Source organism: Spirillospora sp. NPDC048824 (assembly GCF_043198455.1).
Lineage (GTDB): Bacteria > Actinomycetota > Actinomycetes > Streptosporangiales > Streptosporangiaceae > Spirillospora.
The window spans coordinates 475,036-491,058 of the sequence record NZ_JBICUS010000001.1; the positions used below are offsets into that span (position 1 = coordinate 475,036).

A 16,023-nucleotide genomic window follows, 5' to 3' on the forward strand; every position below is an offset into this window, starting at 1 on the left:
CAGGACCCCCGCCCCCGAACCGTCGGACCACACGGGAACTTCGTGGCCGGCCTTCACGCACCCGGTCCGCGGAAGCAGGCGGTGCTTCTCCGCCAGGAGAGGCGGCCCGTGACCGCTCCGGCCAATGCCCAGTGTCCTGCCGAAGGGCCGCGGCGTACCGGAGGACATACCGATGCCGGGGACAGGAAAAAAGCGACGGGGACGGGCCACGTTCCGTGACCCGTCCCCGTCGGCGTCCTCGTTCTCACGGCCTCGTCAACGGCTTCGGCCGCGTCCCGCCCGGGACCCGGCCGTGTCAGCGGGGGACGCGGGCGACGCAGAACACCGTCTGCCCGAACGGCGGCTTGACCACGCGTTCGATGGTGCGGGTGAGCGGCACGACCGTCCGGTCGTAGATCTTGACGAGCTTCGGGTCGGGGTAGCCGGCGCCGCCGCGGCGGACCGCGAACCACCAGGCGATCCCGCCGAGGAAGTTGATCGGCTTGAGCACCTCGGGGACGAGCCCGGCCTCGCGGACGGACGCCTCCAGCGTCGCCGGGGTGTACCGGGTGACGTGCCCGACCTTGCGGTCGAAGTCCCCGTACAGCTGCATGTAGCCGGGCACCCAGATGACGATCCGTCCGCCGGGCTCGGTGACGGAGGCGAGGTCGCGCAGCGCCTGGACGTCGTCCTTGATGTGCTCCAGGACGTTCATCATCACGACCGTGTCGACCTTGCGGCGGATCTCGATCTCGGCGGGCAGCGCCAGGTCGATGACCTCGACGTCGCCGTCGCCGTCGTAGCGCTTGCGCAGCTCACCGACGCAGTACGGGTCGTTGTCGCTGACGACGAGGTAGTCGAGGCGTCCGGCGAACTGCTCGGAGAAGTGCCCGAGACCCGAGCCGACCTCCAGCATGGACCGCCCGACGTGCGGGGCGACGGTCTCGTACTCGTACTTGCGGTAGTTGCGGGCCTCGTCCCCGCCCAGATGGTTCTCCAGTGCCCCTTCCCCGGCGGCGGGCTGGACGACGTCCCCGCCCGCGTCGTCACCCGCGGCGGGCGCGGCGGCCGGGCCGGCGGGCCGCTTCTGCCGGCTGCCGACAAGGTTGAGGAGGGTGCCTGCGATGGACTTCTTCTGACCAGGTGACTGCATACTTCCCGCTCGCTGGGTGCGTTGGCGCTGTGCGTTGGCGCTCGGATTCTCGTTCGCCGGACCGGATGACCTGATCCGCTCGGGACGGTCCGATCTCAGGCGCGAAGATCGGGCCAGTCTACCCAGCCGCGGGCGCCGGGCGCCCGGCAGTGCCCGAACACCGCGCGCCGCACGGCATGCGCGCAGCGCGGCGCACGGCATGGGCGCGGCAGGCGTCCGGCCCACCGCCCCGGCGCGTTCTCACTGGTCAGCCGATGGTGCGGTGGACGTCCTCCCGCTCGCTCGCACCCGGTTCGGACGGCGCGATCCACGGCCCCGGAATGGACGGGTCGAGGACGCCTTCCTCCACCCAGGCGAAGTCGCCCGCGAGGACGGCCCGCGCGAGTTTCACGTCCGTCGCGTCGGTGTTGCGCCACAGGCCGTCGAACAGTTCGTCGACGCGGACGCGCGACTGCCGGCAGAACGCGTCCGCGAGCAGCACCGCCGACGCGCCGGGCGCCGTCGCCGGGCCCTCGCCGTCCCGGCCGGCGCTGCCGAGCGGGCCGTCGGCCGACGCGTCGGCGTGCGCGCGGACGCACACCGCGCTCATCGCGTACAGCTCGGCGCCGATGTCGACCATCCGGCCGAGGAAGCCCTGCCGCTGCTCCAGGCCGCCCTGCCAGCGCCCGGCCGCGTAGAAGATCGAACGGGCCAGCTTGCGGGACGCCCTCTCGACGTACCGCAGGTGCTTGGCCAGCGCCCCGAACTCGGCGTAGGACTTCGGGCGCTGCCCGGCCCCGGTGACGAGCGTCGGCAGCCACCGCGCGTAGAACCCGCCCGCCTTCGCCGCCGCCCGCGCCTTCTGCCCGGTGGACGCGTCCGGGTCGATGATGTCGCCGGCGACCGACAGGTGCGCGTCCACCGCCTCGCGGGCGATCAGCAGATGCATGATCTCGGTGGAGCCCTCGAAGATCCGGTTGATGCGCAGGTCGCGGAGGACCTGCTCGGCGGGCACCCCGCGTTCGCCGCGCGCCGCGAGCGACTCGGCCGTCTCGTAGCCGCGGCCGCCGCGGACCTGGATCAGTTCGTCGGCGGCCCGGCACGCCATCTCCGACGACCACAGCTTGGCCAGCGCCGCCTCGATGCGGATGTCGTTGCGCTCGTCGTCGGCGAGCTGGCTGGACAGGTCGAGCATGGCCTCCATCGCGTACGCCGTCGCCGCGATGAACGCGATCTTGCGGGACACGGCCTCGTGCTCGCCGACGGGCCGGCCCCACTGCACCCGCTCCTTCGACCATTCCCGCGCGATCCTGGCGGCCCATTTGCCGCTCGCCGCGCAGATCGCGGGCAGCGACAGCCGCCCGGTGTTGAGCGTGGTCAGCGCGACCTTCAGGCCGGCGCCCTCCTTGCCGATGAGGTTCGCCTTCGGGACGCGGACGTCGTGGAACCGCGTGACGCCGTTCTCGATGCCGCGCAGCCCCATGAACGCGTTGCGGTTCTCCACGGTGATGCCGGGCGTGGACATGTCCACGACGAACGCGGAGATGCCGCCTCGGCGCCCCTCCGCCTTCGGGACGCGCGCCATGACGACGACGAGGTCGGCGATGACGCCGTTGGTCGTCCACAGCTTGACGCCGTTGAGGACGTAGTCGTCGCCGTCGGGGACGGCGGTGGCGCGCAGCCGGGCCGGGTCGGAGCCGACGTCGGGCTCGGTGAGCAGAAACGCGCTGACCTGCTTGGCGCAGCGCGGCAGCCATTCGTCGATCTGCTCCGGCGTCCCGAACAGCTTGACCGGCTGCGGGACGCCGATGGACTGGTGCGCCGACAGCAGCGCGCCGAGGGCGGGGCTGACCGACCCGACGACCATCAGGGCCCGGCCGTAGTACAGCTGGCTGAGCCCGAGCCCGCCGTACTTCTCCGGGATCTTCATGCCGAGCGCGCCGAGGTCGCGCAGGCCTTCGATGACGTCGTCCGAGATGCGCGACTCCCGCTCGATGAGTGCCGCGTCGATCTTGGTGGCGCAGAATTCGGTGAGCCGCGCGAGGAACTCCTCGCCCTTGCGCCGGGCCTCCCCGGCGGGGCGCGGATGCGGGTGGATCAGGTCGAGTCGGAAGTCGCCGAGGAAGAGCTGCTTGCCGAAGCTCGGCAGCCGCCATTCCGTCTCGCGCGCCTCCTCGGCGACCTTCCGGGCGGTCCGCTCGTCGACGTGCGCGTGGCTGCTCTGGCTCATGCGTCCTCCCTCGGGCGGGGACGCCCCCCACGTCCCCGATTCGGATCCGCTGGTCTCGGGTCCTCGGATGCGACGTGCCGCTGCCTCGAAGTTACTCTCCGGTTGTACTTCTGAGTAGTCCCATGCATGTGATCGCCATTTCCCGTGGCCGAACCGGGAAACCCTCCCCGGGCCGGCCGCGGAAGTGATCCAATGGACCGAACCGTCACCAAAGGCCATTGTCCGGACCAGGCCAGAGGGGTTCGCTGTACGTAATGGATGAGACACGCAAGCCCACTCTCATCGCCTCCGTGCAGCGTGCGCTGCGACTCATGGAGGTGGTCGCGTCGCATCCGAGCGGCGCGCCCGCCAAGCAGCTCGCCCGCGAAGCCCGGCTCCCCCTCGCCACCGCCTACCACCTGCTGCGCACCCTCGCCCACGAGGGCTATGCGACGCGCCTGTCCGACGGTGCCTGGGTGCTGGGCGAGCGGGTCGAGTCCCTGCACGGGCTCAGCAGGACACAGCATCTCCTCGCCCGGATCCGCCCGACCCTGTCGTCGCTGCGGGACGAGCTGGGCGTCGCGACCTACTTCAGCATGCACGTGGACGACGAGATCCGCCTCATCGACATCGCCGACGGCCCGCGCGCACCCCGGGTGGACGTGTGGGTCGGCTTCGAGGACGCCGCGCACGCCACCGCCATCGGCAAGTGCGTGCTGAGCCAGTTCGACGAGGAGCACCGGCGCGACTACCTGTCCCGGCACCCGCTCGTCGACCTGACCCCGAACACCATCACCGACCCGGGACGGCTGTTCCGCTCCCTCGACTCCCCGAGCGGCCTGCAGTACGACCGCGAGGAGTACTCCCTCGGCACCGCCTGCGCCGCCGTCCCGGTCACCGACGCCACGGGCGGCGTCGTCGGCGCGCTCGCCATCTCCTGCCGCCCCGGCAAGCTCCCCAAGGTCGAAAGGTCGGCGCACCGCATGCGCGAGACGGCGGCACGCATCCAGCGCACGATCACCCTCACCCCCTGACGGAGATGACGTAGGTGAGCGCCTCCCGCCGGGGCGGTCCGCACCCCCGACGCGGCGGCTAGGAGATGCGGCGGCGCGTCCAGTGGAAGCAGAGCCCCGTCAGGCCGAGGGTGAGGACGGCGAACACTCCCGTCTCGGCCCACTGGAGCGGCCAGAAGCGGTCGGCGGGCTGGTAGCTCACCTTCTGCTTGTAGCCGAGCTGCGCGATCTTGTCGAAGCACGCCTGCGGCGGGCCCGGGGGCGGCTCGCCGTCCGGCCCCGGGCCCGGCGGGTCACACGCTCTGCCCAACGCGGAACCGGGTATGGCGTCGACGGTGCGGCCGGACGCGTCGATCGTCTCGTTCGAGAGCGTCCAAGCCCCGGGTTCCGCCTGCATCTCTACCTGCATCTTCGCGGAAGGGGAGTCCGGGGGCGCGTTCAGCGTCATCTGCTCAAGGCCCTCGGACGCGATCGCGACGGTCTTGCTCACCGGCGGGATGAGGTGGGGGCGCACCCACAGCGGCATCAGGATCTGGACGGCGACGAACACGACCAGCGTGATCGCCATGGTCGGCAGCAGCCGGCGCACGAGGACGCCGACGGTGACCCCGAGCGTGAAGGCGAAGGCCGCGTAGCCGATCGGGGTGATGCCCCGGGCGTCGAACAACAGCGGCGCCATCCGCGGCGTGCGCTCGGCCAGCGCCTTGTCCAGAGGACCGGACCACCAGCTCGCGGCGAACACGGCGAGCCCGGCGGCGGCCACGGCGGCCAGGCCGACGAGGCCGAGCTTGACGGCCAGCCACCGGGTACGGGAGACGCTCTGGTTCCAGACCAGCCGGTGCGTTCCGTTCTCAAGCTCACGGGTGATCAGCGGCGCACCCCAGAAGATGCCGATGAGCGCCGGGAGGAACAGCACGATGGCGACCAGCGCGCCGAAGTACACCTCATGGTCGACGAAGAACCGCCTGTTGAAGTTCGAGCAGTCGCCGAGGGCGGTGCAGGCCGCGAGTCGGGTGTCGTAGTCGTCGGAGAGACCGGGCCCGGTGACCGCCAGGACGGCGCCGAGGATCGCGAGTCCGCCGAACACCACCGCGCCCTGGACGCGGAACTGCCGGAAGGTCAGCCAGATCATCGGATCGCCTCCAGTGCGGGACGGGTCGGGGCCGGTGCCATGTAGGCCAGGACGAGGTCTTCCAGCCCGATCCGGCCGACCGTCCACGCGGGGTCGTGGATCGGGTCGTCCGTCCGGACGATGAGGGTGCTCTGCCGGTCGGTGTGGCTCTCGGACACGACCTCCTGGCCGGACGGCAGCGTCGCCGGGTCGCGGCGCGGCCCGGTCAGCCGGTGGTGGGCGGCGAGGAGGTCGTCGACGCCCCCGGCCACCCGGACGCGCGAGTCGACGAGCACGATGAGGTAGTCGCAGGTCCGTTCCAGGTCCGACACCAGATGGGACGACAGGACGACGCTCAGCGAGTGCTCGACGGCGGCCTCCAGCAGGCCCTGCAGGAACTCGCGGCGGGCCAGCGGATCGAGCGCGGCGACCGGCTCGTCCAGGATCAGCAGCGCGGGCCGCTTGGCGATGCCGAGGGTGAGGGCCAGCTGGGCCCGCTGCCCGCCGGACAGCTTCCCGGCCCGCTGCGCGGGGTGGAGCCCGAGCCGCTCGATGCGGTCGCGGGCGAGTGCGTCGTCCCACCGGGGGTTGAGCCGCGCGCCGAGCTTGAGGTGGTCGGCGATGCTCAGCCCGGCGTAGGTGGGCGTGTCCTGCGCGACGTACCCGACCTTGGCGAGTTGCTCCGGCCCGCTCGCCGGGCGTCCGCCGAGCACCTGGATGCTGCCTGAGGACGGTGTGAGCTGGCCGACCGCCAGGTTCAGCAGGGTCGTCTTCCCCGCCCCGTTCGGCCCGACGAGCCCGACGACCCGTCCCGCCGGAATGTCGAGCGTGCAGTCGGACAGCGCCCACCGCTGCCCGTATCTCTTGCCCAGTCCCTGGGCCTGCAAGGCCGCGGTCATGCTATGTCCTCCTGACTGGCGGACCGAAAGGTCGTCATGAACAGCGCCTCGATGCTCTCGTCGTCCAGCCCGGCCAGCCGCGCCTTGGCCAGCCAGCGCTTCAGGTCTTGACGCAGCGGGCCGTGCGCGGCGAGCGATTCGCCCGCCAGCGTGCGCGTCACGAACGTCCCGACGCCGGGGCGCGGTGCGACGAGGCCCTCGTGCTCAAGCTCCCGGTACGCCTTGAGCACGGTGTTCGGGTTGATCGCGAGCTGTGCCACCACGTCCTTGACCGTCGGCAGCTGATCGCCCACCCGCAGCAGGTCGAGCCGCAGCGCATGCCGCACCTGCCGGACGAGCTGCATGTACGGCGACACACCCGACCCGGCGTCCAGATGGAACTCGATCACCGCCACCTCCATTTAACTAGGATGCTAGTACTTTAGATGTGTGGCTATAGCGGCTGTCAACGGAGACGACGAAAAGAGGCGGCCGGTCCGCGTGGAACCCGGCGGGGCGCCCGACTACGCGGCGACGTTCGTCGGCACCCGGCTGGACGACGACACCGCTTCGTTGACTGTCTGTTTTGTGCCCGGGGCGTAGTTCGGCGATGCTTAGGGCGTGTCAACGGAGACTCTGAACAGCGCCGCCGAGCTGCGCGCCTTCCTGCACGGCCTGCCGGGCGTGGACCAGGTGGGGGCCGAGGAGCGGGCCGCGCGGCTGGCCACCAGATCCATCAAGACGACGGCGAAGGCCGAGGCGATCGACCTCGCGATCTCGATGGTGGATCTGACCACCCTGGAGGGCGCGGACACGCCGGGGAAGGTGCGGGCGCTGTGCGCCAAGGCCGCCCACCCCGATCCGGCGGACGCGTCCGTGCCGCGGGTGGCCGCGGTGTGCGTGTACTCGGATCTGGTGGACGTCGCCGTCCGGTCCCTGGCGGGGACGGGGGTCGGGGTCGCGAGCGTGGCGACGTCGTTCCCGTCCGGGCGGGCGCCGCTGGAGGCGAAGCTCGCCGACACCCGGGCGGCGGTGGCGTCGGGCGCGGCCGAGATCGACATGGTGATCGACCGGGGCGCGTTCCTGTCCGGTGACTACGCCAAGGTCTTCGAGGAGATCACGGCGGTCAAGGACGTGTGCGGCTCCGCACATCTGAAGGTGATCCTGGAGACGGGCGAGCTGGCCACCTACGACAACGTCCGGCGGGCGTCCTGGCTGGCGATGCGGGCCGGCGCCGACTTCATCAAGACCTCGACGGGGAAGGTGTCGCCGGCGGCGACGCCGCCGGTGACGCTGGTGATGCTGGAGGCCGTCCGCGACTACCGCGCGGCCACCGGACGGCAGGTCGGCGTCAAGCCGGCCGGCGGCATCCGGACGACCAAGGACGCGATCAAGTACCTGGTGCTGGTCAACGAGACCGCAGGCCCGGACTGGCTGACGCCCGAGTGGTTCCGGCTGGGCGCCTCCAGTGTGCTGAACGATCTGCTGATGCAGCGCCGCAAGATGGCCACCGGCGTCTACTCCGGCCCCGACTACTTCACGTTGGACTGACCCATGGCATCCAAGAACACGGTCTTCGAGTACGCGCCGGCGCCCGAGTCGCGGGCGGTCGTCGACATCCGCGCCTCCTACGGGCTGTTCGTGAACGGCGAGTTCACCGACGGTCACGGCGAGCCGTTCAAGTCGATCAATCCGGCCGACGAGAGCGTGCTGGCCGACATCGCGTGCGCGGACGAGGCGGACGTCGACCGTGCCGTGTCGGCCGCGCGGACGGCGTTCGACACGGTGTGGGGGCCGATGCCCGGCCGCGAACGCGCCAAGTACCTGTACCGGATCGCCCGGATCATCCAGGAGCGCTCGCGGGAACTGGCGGTGCTGGAGTCCATCGACAACGGCAAGCCGATCCGCGAGTCGCGGGACGTGGACGTGCCGCTGGTGGCGGCGTGGTTCTTCTACTACGCCGGGTGGGCCGACAAGCTGAGCCACGCCGGGTTCGGCGCCGACCCCAGGCCGCTGGGCGTCGCGGGGCAGGTCATCCCCTGGAACTTCCCGCTGCTCATGCTGGCCTGGAAGATCGCCCCGGCGCTGGCGTGCGGCAACACCGTCGTGCTCAAGCCCGCCGAGACCACGCCGCTGACCGCGCTGCTGTTCGCCGACATCTGCCGCCAGGCCGAGCTGCCGCCGGGCGTCGTCAACATCATCACCGGAGCGGGGGAGACCGGCCGCGCCCTCGTCCGGCACCGGGGGATCGACAAGATCGCCTTCACCGGGTCCACCGAGGTCGGACGGCAGATCGCCCGCACCGTGGCCGGCACGGACACGAAGCTGACGCTCGAACTCGGCGGCAAGGCCGCCAACATCGTGTTCGACGACGCCGCACTCGACCAGGCCGTCGAGGGCATCGTGAACGGGATCTTCTTCAACCAGGGGCACGTGTGCTGCGCGGGATCGCGGCTGCTCGTCCAGGAGTCGGTCGCCGAGGACGTCCTGGAGCGCCTGAAGACCCGGATGGCGACGCTGCGGGTCGGGGATCCGCTGGACAAGAACACCGATGTCGGCGCGATCAACTCCGCCGCCCAGCTGGCGAAGATCAAGGAGATCTCCGCGGCGGGCGAGCAGGAGGGCGCGACGCGCTGGTCGCCGCCGTGCGACCTCCCCGCGCAGGGCTTCTGGTTCGCGCCGACGATCTTCACGGGCGTCGCCCAGTCGCACCGGATCGCGCGGGAGGAGATCTTCGGGCCGGTCCTGTCGGTGCTGACGTTCCGGACGCCGGAGGAGGCCGTCACCAAGGCCAACAACACCCCCTACGGGCTGTCGGCCGGGATCTGGACGGAGAAGGGCTCGCAGATCCTGTGGACGGCGCAGCGGCTGCGCGCCGGGGTCGTGTGGGCCAACACCTTCAACAAGTTCGACCCGGCGTCGCCGTTCGGCGGCTACAAGGAATCGGGGTTCGGCCGCGAGGGCGGACGCCACGGTCTGGAGGCGTACCTCAATGGCTGAAAAAGCAGGGACCGGCCGTCTCGCGGTCCGCAAGACCTACAAGCTGTTCATCGGCGGCGCGTTCCCCCGATCCGAATCCGGCAGGTCGTACGTGGTCACCGACGCCAAGGGCCGCTTCGCCGCCAACGCCTCCCAGGCGTCCCGCAAGGACGCCCGCGACGCCGTCGTAGCCGCGCGCAAGGCGTTCCCCGGCTGGTCGTCCCGCACCGCCTACAACCGCGCCCAGATCCTCTACCGCGTCGCCGAGATGCTGGAGGGGCGCCGCGACCAGTTCGTGGACGAGCTCCGCCGGACGGGCCTGACGAAACCGCAGGCCGCCGCCGAGGTGGACGCGGCCGTCGACCGGTGGGTGTGGTACGCGGGGTGGGCCGACAAGCTCGCCGCCGTCGCCGGTTCCGCCAATCCCGTGTCCGGGCCGTTCTTCAACTTCTCCACGCCCGAACCGACCGGTGTCGTCGCCGTCGTCGCGCCCGACTCGCCGCTGCTCGGCCTGGTCTCGGTGGCGGCGCCCGCGATCGTGTCCGGCAACACCGCCGTGGTCGTCGCGTCGGAACCGGCGCCGCTGCCGGCGATCACGCTGGCCGAGGTGCTCGCCACGTCCGACCTGCCCGGCGGGGTGGTCAACATCCTCACCGGGCACCGCACGGAGATCGCGCCGTGGCTGGCGAGCCACATGGACGTCAACGCCATCGACCTCGCCGGCGCCGCGCCCGAGGACGTCCCGGACCTCGAAGGCAAGGCCGCCGGGAACCTCAAGCGCGTCCTGCGCCCGGACGGCGCCGACTGGGCCGCCGAGCCCGGAACCGCCCGGATGACGGCGTTCCTGGAGACCAAGACCGTCTGGCATCCCGTGGGCGTCTGATCTGAAATGACGGTACGTGTGTAGAGGGTCACAAACTGTGGAATAGATCTCCCCGTAACTGATCATCACTGGGGGGAGATCAGTGCCTACCAAGACCGCGAAGAACGCGAAGAACGCGACAGCGAACAAGTCCAAGTCCACGACGGCCAGGAAGCCGGCGGCGAAGCGCACGCCGGCCGCGAAGTCGTCGTCCAAGACCACGGCAAGCCGTTCGACCGGAACCAGGACCGCGGCGGCGAAGAAGCCGGCGTCGTCCGCGCGGACGTCGTCGTCGACGGCCGCGACCCGCGTCACCAAGGCGGCGAGCCAGGCCAAGACGGCCGCCACGCAGATGAAGTCGGTGGCGACCAAGGCGTCCTCGTCGGCGAAGGCCATGACGGCGATGACCAAGGCGATGACCAGCGCGACCAAGGCGATGAGCGACGCCGCGAAGGCGATGGACGCCGCCGCGAAGGTCATCACCACGACGGCCAGGTCGACGGGAACCAAGAGCTCCGCGGCGAAGAGCACCGCGTCGAAGAGCACGGGGACGAAGAGCACGTCGAAGAGCACGGGGACGAAGAGCACGTCGAAGAGCACCGGGACGACGAGCACCGCGAGGACCGGGACGAAGAGCACCGCGAAGAAGAGCACGCCGTCCAAGTCCGGGACGACGCGGAAGACGTCGGCGGCGAGGAGCGGTTCCAAGTCGACGACGTCGGCCCGTGCGGGCTCCGCCAAGCCGACCACGGCGCGCAAGTCGTCCACGGCGTCGACATCGTCCGGGACCGCGAAGAAGCCGGCCGCGGCCCGCAAGCCGGCGGCGTCCCGGACGACCGCGGCCGCCAGGTCCGGCACGTCGCGCGGGTCCGGGATCTCGTCGACGCCCAAACCGAAGACGACCGGGTCCACGGCGGCCCGGAAGACGTCCGCCCGCCGCGCGATGGATGAGTCGAAGACGGCCGCCGCGCCCGCGTCGCCCATGGTCGAACCGAAGACCGGTTCGCTCCAGCACTCGACCCGGACCGACGGCGGGTTCCTCAGCGGACTCACCGAAACCGGCGACCGTGGCCGCTGACGGGCCGATGGACGACAAGGACATCCTCGCCCGCATCGACGAGTACGTCGGCGAAGAGCAGCGGCTCCGCGAGCGCTACCAGCGCGGCGACCTCGGGCGCGAGGAGGAGCACCGGCGGCTGGAAGGGCTGGAGGTCGCGCTCGACCAGTGCTGGGACCTGCTGCGCCGCCGCCGCGCCCGGCTGGAGGCCGGCGAGGACCCCGGCGGCGAGCGGGTCCGGCCACCGGACGAGGTCGAAGGCTACCTGCAGTGAACCCGGCCCGGACGCGGCGCGGGCCGCTGCGGTTCGGTGTGTCCCTCGCACCGGACGCGTCCGTCCCGCTGATCCGCACCGCACAGGACGCGGACCGGTTCGGCCTCGACCTCCTCGGCGTCCGCGACCAGCCGTACCGGCGTGACACGGCGGACGCGCCCGCGCTGATGGCGGCCGCGCTGGCCGTCACGTCCCGGATCCGGGTGCTGCCGGCGGTGGCGTGCCTGCCGCTGCGCCCGCCCGCCGCGCTCGCGAAGTCGATCGCGACGATGGACCTGCTCAGCGGCGGCCGCGTCGAACTCGGCCTCGGCGCGGGAACGTCCTGGGACGGCATCGAGGCGTACGGGGCGGGACGGCTCGGCGCCGCCGCGGCCCGCAAGGCCCTTGAGGAGGCCGTGCAGATCATCAGGCTGCACTGGAGCGACCAGAACGGGCTGCGTTTCGAGGGCGAGCACTACCGGTTCACGGCGGTGCAGAGCGGCCCCGCGCCCGCGCACCAGATCGGCATCTGGCTCGGCGTCACCGGCCCGCGCGGCCTCGACCTCGCCGGACGTGTCGCGGACGGCTGGATCGCGCCGTCGTCACTCGTCCCGCCGAGCCGTCTCGCGGACGGCCAGCGCCGCCTCGACGACGCCGCCGCACGGGCGGGCCGCGACCCCGCCGAGATCCGCCGCGTCTACGTCCTGGAGGGCTCGGTCGACGGGCGGGACTCGCGGGGCTTCCTGCACGGGCCGCCGCGCCAGTGGATCTACGAGCTGACGGAACTGGCCATCGGCCACGGCATCGACTCGTTCCTGTTCGGCGGCGACCCCGATCAACTCGCCGTGTTCGCCCTGGAGGTCGTCCCGGCCGTCCGCGAACAGGTCACCCGCGAAAGGGGCGGGGTCGCCGCCGCAGGCCGGGCCTGACTCCTACATCCGGTCGGGCGTGGGGACGCCGAGGAGGGCCAGGCCGGTGGTCAGGGTCCGCAGGGTCGCTGCGCACAGGGCCAGGCGGGACGCCTTCGCCGCCTCGTCCGGGGCCTTCAGCACCGGGCAGTTCTCGTAGAACGTCGTGTAGGCGTCCGCGACCGCGTAGACGTAGCTCGCGAGCCGGTGCGGCTCGGCGGTGTCGCCGGCCTGCTTCAGGACGGCGCCGAACCCGAGCAGCTCCAGCGCCAGCGCGCGTTCGGCGGGGTGGCCGAGGACGATCGGGCCGGTCGCGTCCTGCGGCTCCAGCCCGCCCTTCCGGAAGATCGACCGGATCCGCGCCGCCGCGTACTGCAGGTACGGGCCGGTCTTGCCGTGGAACGAGATCATCCGGTCGAAGTCGAAGATGTACTCGCTGTCGCGGGCGACCGACAGGTCGGCGTACTTCACCGCGCCGATGCCCACGTCCTGGACGATCGCGGCGCGGGTCGCGTCGTCGAACGGCTCGTCGTGCTGGATCTCGTCGAACACGGCGCCCGCGCGCTCGACGGCCTCGCCGAGGAGTTCGGAGAGCTTGACGGTGCCGCCGGCCCGGGTCCGCAGGATCTTGCCGTCGGTACCGAGGACGTTGCCGATCTGGGCGTGCTCGGCCTCGACGTCGCCGTTCAGCCAGCCCGCCATCCGCGACACGGCGAACACCATCTGGAAGTGCAGCGACTGCGGCGCGCCCACCACGTAGACCATCCGGTCGACGTGCTCGGTGTCGACGCGGTACCGGATCGTCGCGAGGTCGGTGGTGGAGTAGTTGTAGCCGCCGTCGCTCTTGCGGATGATCACGGGCAGCGGCTCGCCCTCGCGGCCGGTGAACCCGGGCGGGAACGCGCACAGCGCCCCCTCGCTGATCACCGCGATGCCCTTGTCCTCAAGCTCCTGGGCGGTCGGGGCGAGCAGGTCGTTGTAGTAGCTCTCGCCCTTGATGTCGTCGTCGGTGAGCGTCACGCCGAGCCGCCCGTAGACGGCGTTGAAGTACCGCTTGGACACGTCCACGAGGACCTGCCAGAGCCGCAGCGTCTCGGCGTCGCCCGCCTGGAGCGCCACGACCCGCCTGCGGGACCGGTCGGCGAACTCGGCGTCGCCGTCGAACTTCTCCCGCGCGGCCTGGTAGAACGCGGTCAGGTCGCTGACGGATGAGTCGTCCCGGGCGGCGGCGTCCTCGCCGAGGTCGATCAGGTGCTCGATCAGCATGCCGAACGGGGTGCCCCAGTCGCCGACGTGGTTGTCGCGCACGACGTCGTGGCCGAGGAACGCCAGGATCCGCGCGATCGCGTCCCCGACGATCGTGGTCCGCAGGTGCCCGACGTGCATCTCCTTCGCCACGTTCGGCGACGAGTACTCGACGACGATCTTCTGCGGCTTGTCCGCGGCGGGGACGGCGAGCCGTTCGTCCTCCAGGGCGTGCTGCGCCTCGGCGGCGATCCAGCCGTCGCTCAGCGTGAGGTTGATGAAGCCCGGCCCGCTGACCTGCACGTCCGACACGACGTCGCCGGTGTCGAGGTTCGCGACGATCTCCTGTGCCACGTCTCGCGGCTTGCGGCCCAGCTTCTTGGCCAGCGGCAGCGCCACGTTGGCCTGAAGGTCGGCGAACTGCGACGGCCGGATGACCGGGTCGGTGTCCGCGTGAGACGGCCCGAAGGCGGCGCTGAGCGCGGCCTGGACCCTGGCGGCGAGTACGAGTTGCGGATCGGGCATGCCACAAGGCTATCGGCGCGCCGCCCCCGCCCGGACACGGTTTTCCGGGGGCTACGGCGTGGTGGGCGGCTCTTTGCGATCGGGGACGGTGTCCCCGGCGGGCCCCTTGCCGGACGCGCGGGCCTCCAGGGCGCGCGAGGCGTTCTCGGCGGACTTGTCGGCGGGTTTGTCGGCCGGTTTGTCGGCGCCGTCGCGGTCGCCGTGCGTCCAGCGGCCGAACCGGGACGTGCGGGTCAGCGCGACCTGCTCGCGGATCCGCTCGACGATCCGCCCGGCGGCGAGCCGGTGCGCGAGTTCGCACGCCGACGTGATGGCGCGGGCGTTGGACGCGCCGTGCGCGGTGACGACCGTCCCGTTCAGCCCGAGCAGCACACCGCCGCCGTAGGTGTCGGGGTCGAGGCGGTCGCGCAGGTCCTGGAGGCGGCGGCGCTGCAGGAGCGCGCCCATCCGCCCGGCCGGGGTGGACGTCATCGCGTCGCGGACCTCCGCGAACGCCGTCCGGATCGTGCCCTCCATGGTCTTGAGGGCGATGTTGCCGGTGAACCCGTCCGCGACGACGACGTCCACCCGCCCGGTCAGAAGGTCGTGGCCCTCGACGTTCCCCGCGAACTCGATGCCGTGGCTGCCGCCGGCGAGCAGTTCGTGCGCCCGCTTGACCTGCTTGTTGCCCTTCCCGGGCTCGGCGCCGATGTTGAGGAGCCCGACGGACGGGCGGTCGAGACCCAGCAGGATCTGCGCGTACGCGGTGCCGAGCGCGGCGAACTGGACGAGCCCCTCCGGCTTGACGTCGGTGGTGGCGCCCGCGTCCAGCAGGATCGTCGGACGCGGCCGTGTCGGCAGCGCCACCGCGATCGCGGGGCGCATCACGCCCTGCTGGCCCTTCAGCCGCAGCCGCGACGTCGCGACGACCCCGGCGGTGCTGCCCGCCGACACCAGCGCCGACGCCCGGCCCTGCTTGATCAGATGGCAGGCGATCGCGATGGACGAGCGGGGCTTGCGCCAGCTCGCCAGCGCCCCCTCGCCCATGTCCAGGGCCTCGTCGGCGTGCACGATCGGGATCTTGCCGACGATGCCGTACCGGTCCAGCTCGCGGCGGATCCGCGAGGCCTGCCCCACCAGCACGAGCCGGATGTCGTGCTCGCGGACCGCGTCCACCGCCCCGGCGATGATCTCCCCCGGGGCATGGTCGCCGCCCATCGTGTCGACCGCGATCGGCAGCGGACGGACGGCCTGACGGTGACGCCTCGCCGGGCGCGACGGATCGCCAGTGCCGGACATGGCCGCTCCAGGAGGGTGAAAGGAAAAGCGGTGCGCCGCAAGAACGCAGCTCATCGCATCGTAGGACGTTCCTTCACCCGCCTTGGCGGCACCCGCCGGGAGTGGCGATCGTCACCCCGTACGGCGGCGGCGCCACCGGCCTCTCCGGGCGGTACGGCTAGCCTTCCTCGGCGTGGCAGTCGGCGCCCAGGCAGGACGCGTTCTCCACGACCGGGCGGCCGTCCACGAGGATCGTGTAGTGGCTCTCGGCCGTCTCCCGCTCACCGCTGCCGAGGACCTCGACCGGTTTCTTGTCCGACGTCGTGCCGGTACAGGACACGCGCAGGCTCTCCTTCGTCCAGCCGGGCAGGTCCTCGCACTTCAGCGGCGACGCCAGCGTCACGCCGCGCTCGTGCAGCTCGGCCGCCGCCGTCACCGGCAGCGCCTTGCGCAGCGCGGACTGGGTCTTGTACGTCAGCTCTTCGCGGCCGGACAGCAGCAGAAAGGCGCCGCCGCCCGCCACCGCGAGCACGAGCAGCGCGGCGGACCCCAGGATCAGGGCCTTCTTGCGGCCTATCTGCCGGATCTTGCTACGTATCTCCACGCTGACGGTGT

At 71.7% G+C, this 16,023-nt stretch carries 14 protein-coding genes and 1 pseudogene; 7 read left to right on the forward strand and 8 right to left on the reverse strand.

Annotated elements, in window-relative coordinates:
- Positions 1 to 295: 295 nt before the first annotated feature.
- Entirely contained in the window at positions 296 to 1,132 is an 837-nt protein-coding gene (locus ACGFIS_RS02135; RefSeq protein ID WP_392910571.1) for a class I SAM-dependent methyltransferase, read from the reverse strand.
- A gap of 247 nt (positions 1,133 to 1,379) precedes the next feature.
- On the reverse strand, positions 1,380 to 3,341 hold the full coding sequence (locus ACGFIS_RS02140) for an acyl-CoA dehydrogenase family protein (RefSeq protein WP_392910569.1): 1,962 nt from the start codon (positions 3,339 to 3,341) through the stop codon (positions 1,380 to 1,382).
- Between the two features lie 254 nt (positions 3,342 to 3,595).
- On the opposite strand from ACGFIS_RS02140, the gene ACGFIS_RS02145 reads away from it, so the two are divergent.
- On the forward strand, positions 3,596 to 4,354 hold the full coding sequence (locus tag ACGFIS_RS02145; protein WP_392910567.1) for an IclR family transcriptional regulator: 759 nt from the start codon (positions 3,596 to 3,598) through the stop codon (positions 4,352 to 4,354).
- Between the two features lie 58 nt (positions 4,355 to 4,412).
- Here ACGFIS_RS02145 and ACGFIS_RS02150 read toward each other — a convergent pair whose 3' ends face one another.
- From ACGFIS_RS02150 to ACGFIS_RS02160, 3 genes are read right to left on the reverse strand one after another with little or no spacing between them, the layout of a single operon-like run.
- Positions 4,413 to 5,465, reverse strand: coding sequence for an ABC transporter permease (locus ACGFIS_RS02150; RefSeq protein WP_392910565.1), 1,053 nt, complete (start codon positions 5,463 to 5,465; stop codon positions 4,413 to 4,415).
- Complete coding sequence (locus ACGFIS_RS02155) at positions 5,462 to 6,343, reverse strand: ABC transporter ATP-binding protein (protein ID WP_392910563.1); 882 nt, start codon at positions 6,341 to 6,343, stop codon at positions 5,462 to 5,464. Before ACGFIS_RS02155 ends, ACGFIS_RS02150 begins: the two co-directional genes overlap by 4 nt.
- On the reverse strand, positions 6,340 to 6,744 hold the full coding sequence (locus ACGFIS_RS02160; RefSeq protein ID WP_392910561.1) for a GntR family transcriptional regulator: 405 nt from the start codon (positions 6,742 to 6,744) through the stop codon (positions 6,340 to 6,342). Before ACGFIS_RS02160 ends, ACGFIS_RS02155 begins: the two co-directional genes overlap by 4 nt.
- Before the next feature lie 199 nt (positions 6,745 to 6,943).
- Between ACGFIS_RS02160 and deoC the strand changes: the two genes are divergently transcribed.
- The 6 genes from deoC to ACGFIS_RS02190 all read left to right on the forward strand — a co-directional run bounded on the left by deoC (position 6,944) and on the right by ACGFIS_RS02190 (position 12,402).
- On the forward strand, positions 6,944 to 7,873 hold the full coding sequence (deoC, locus tag ACGFIS_RS02165) for a deoxyribose-phosphate aldolase (protein WP_392910559.1): 930 nt from the start codon (positions 6,944 to 6,946) through the stop codon (positions 7,871 to 7,873).
- 3 nt (positions 7,874 to 7,876) lie between these two features.
- Positions 7,877 to 9,322 carry an aldehyde dehydrogenase family protein gene (locus ACGFIS_RS02170; protein ID WP_392969087.1) on the forward strand — a complete coding sequence of 482 codons (1,446 nt, stop codon included), beginning with the start codon at positions 7,877 to 7,879 and terminating at the stop codon, positions 9,320 to 9,322.
- Positions 9,315 to 10,184 (forward strand): aldehyde dehydrogenase family protein, encoded by an 870-nt coding sequence (locus ACGFIS_RS02175; protein WP_392910555.1) that lies wholly within the window; start codon positions 9,315 to 9,317, stop codon positions 10,182 to 10,184. The genes ACGFIS_RS02170 and ACGFIS_RS02175 overlap by 8 nt, the downstream gene beginning before the upstream one ends.
- An 82-nt stretch (positions 10,185 to 10,266) precedes the next feature.
- Positions 10,267 to 11,241, forward strand: coding sequence for a hypothetical protein (locus tag ACGFIS_RS02180; protein WP_392910552.1), 975 nt, complete (start codon positions 10,267 to 10,269; stop codon positions 11,239 to 11,241).
- Between the two features lie 7 nt (positions 11,242 to 11,248).
- Complete coding sequence (locus ACGFIS_RS02185) at positions 11,249 to 11,494, forward strand: DUF2630 family protein (RefSeq protein ID WP_392969090.1); 246 nt, start codon at positions 11,249 to 11,251, stop codon at positions 11,492 to 11,494.
- Positions 11,491 to 12,402: an LLM class flavin-dependent oxidoreductase gene (locus ACGFIS_RS02190; protein ID WP_392910548.1), complete on the forward strand. Its 912-nt coding sequence runs from the start codon at positions 11,491 to 11,493 to the stop codon at positions 12,400 to 12,402. Before ACGFIS_RS02185 ends, ACGFIS_RS02190 begins: the two co-directional genes overlap by 4 nt.
- 3 nt (positions 12,403 to 12,405) lie before the next feature.
- Here ACGFIS_RS02190 and argS read toward each other — a convergent pair whose 3' ends face one another.
- From argS to ACGFIS_RS02205, 3 genes and pseudogenes are all read right to left on the reverse strand, one after another.
- A complete protein-coding gene (gene argS / locus ACGFIS_RS02195) occupies positions 12,406 to 14,151 on the reverse strand; it encodes an arginine--tRNA ligase (RefSeq protein WP_392910546.1) in 1,746 nt (581 codons plus the stop codon).
- Between the two features lie 201 nt (positions 14,152 to 14,352).
- A pseudogene (plsX, locus tag ACGFIS_RS02200) lies at positions 14,353 to 15,429 on the reverse strand (phosphate acyltransferase PlsX); the annotation flags it as partial.
- Positions 15,430 to 15,586: 157 nt separating this feature from the next.
- Positions 15,587 to 16,012 (reverse strand): hypothetical protein, encoded by a 426-nt coding sequence (locus tag ACGFIS_RS02205; protein WP_392910544.1) that lies wholly within the window; start codon positions 16,010 to 16,012, stop codon positions 15,587 to 15,589.
- Positions 16,013 to 16,023: the final 11 nt, after the last annotated feature.

Excerpts from the sequence above, each read along its gene's own strand:
- ACGFIS_RS02150 (WP_392910565.1), bottom strand. The coding sequence starts at position 5,465 with ATGATCTGGCTGACCTTCCGGCAGTTCCGCGTCCAGGGCGCGGTGGTG.
- ACGFIS_RS02170 (WP_392969087.1), top strand. The coding sequence starts at position 7,877 with ATGGCATCCAAGAACACGGTCTTCGAGTACGCGCCGGCGCCCGAGTCG.
- ACGFIS_RS02140 (WP_392910569.1), bottom strand. The coding sequence starts at position 3,341 with ATGAGCCAGAGCAGCCACGCGCACGTCGACGAGCGGACCGCCCGGAAG.
- ACGFIS_RS02145 (WP_392910567.1), top strand. The coding sequence starts at position 3,596 with ATGGATGAGACACGCAAGCCCACTCTCATCGCCTCCGTGCAGCGTGCG.
- ACGFIS_RS02175 (WP_392910555.1), top strand. The coding sequence starts at position 9,315 with ATGGCTGAAAAAGCAGGGACCGGCCGTCTCGCGGTCCGCAAGACCTAC.
- argS (WP_392910546.1), bottom strand. The coding sequence starts at position 14,151 with ATGCCCGATCCGCAACTCGTACTCGCCGCCAGGGTCCAGGCCGCGCTC.
- ACGFIS_RS02155 (WP_392910563.1), bottom strand. The coding sequence starts at position 6,343 with ATGACCGCGGCCTTGCAGGCCCAGGGACTGGGCAAGAGATACGGGCAG.
- ACGFIS_RS02135 (WP_392910571.1), bottom strand. The coding sequence starts at position 1,132 with ATGCAGTCACCTGGTCAGAAGAAGTCCATCGCAGGCACCCTCCTCAAC.
- ACGFIS_RS02185 (WP_392969090.1), top strand. The coding sequence starts at position 11,249 with ATGGACGACAAGGACATCCTCGCCCGCATCGACGAGTACGTCGGCGAA.
- ACGFIS_RS02160 (WP_392910561.1), bottom strand. The coding sequence starts at position 6,744 with ATGGAGGTGGCGGTGATCGAGTTCCATCTGGACGCCGGGTCGGGTGTG.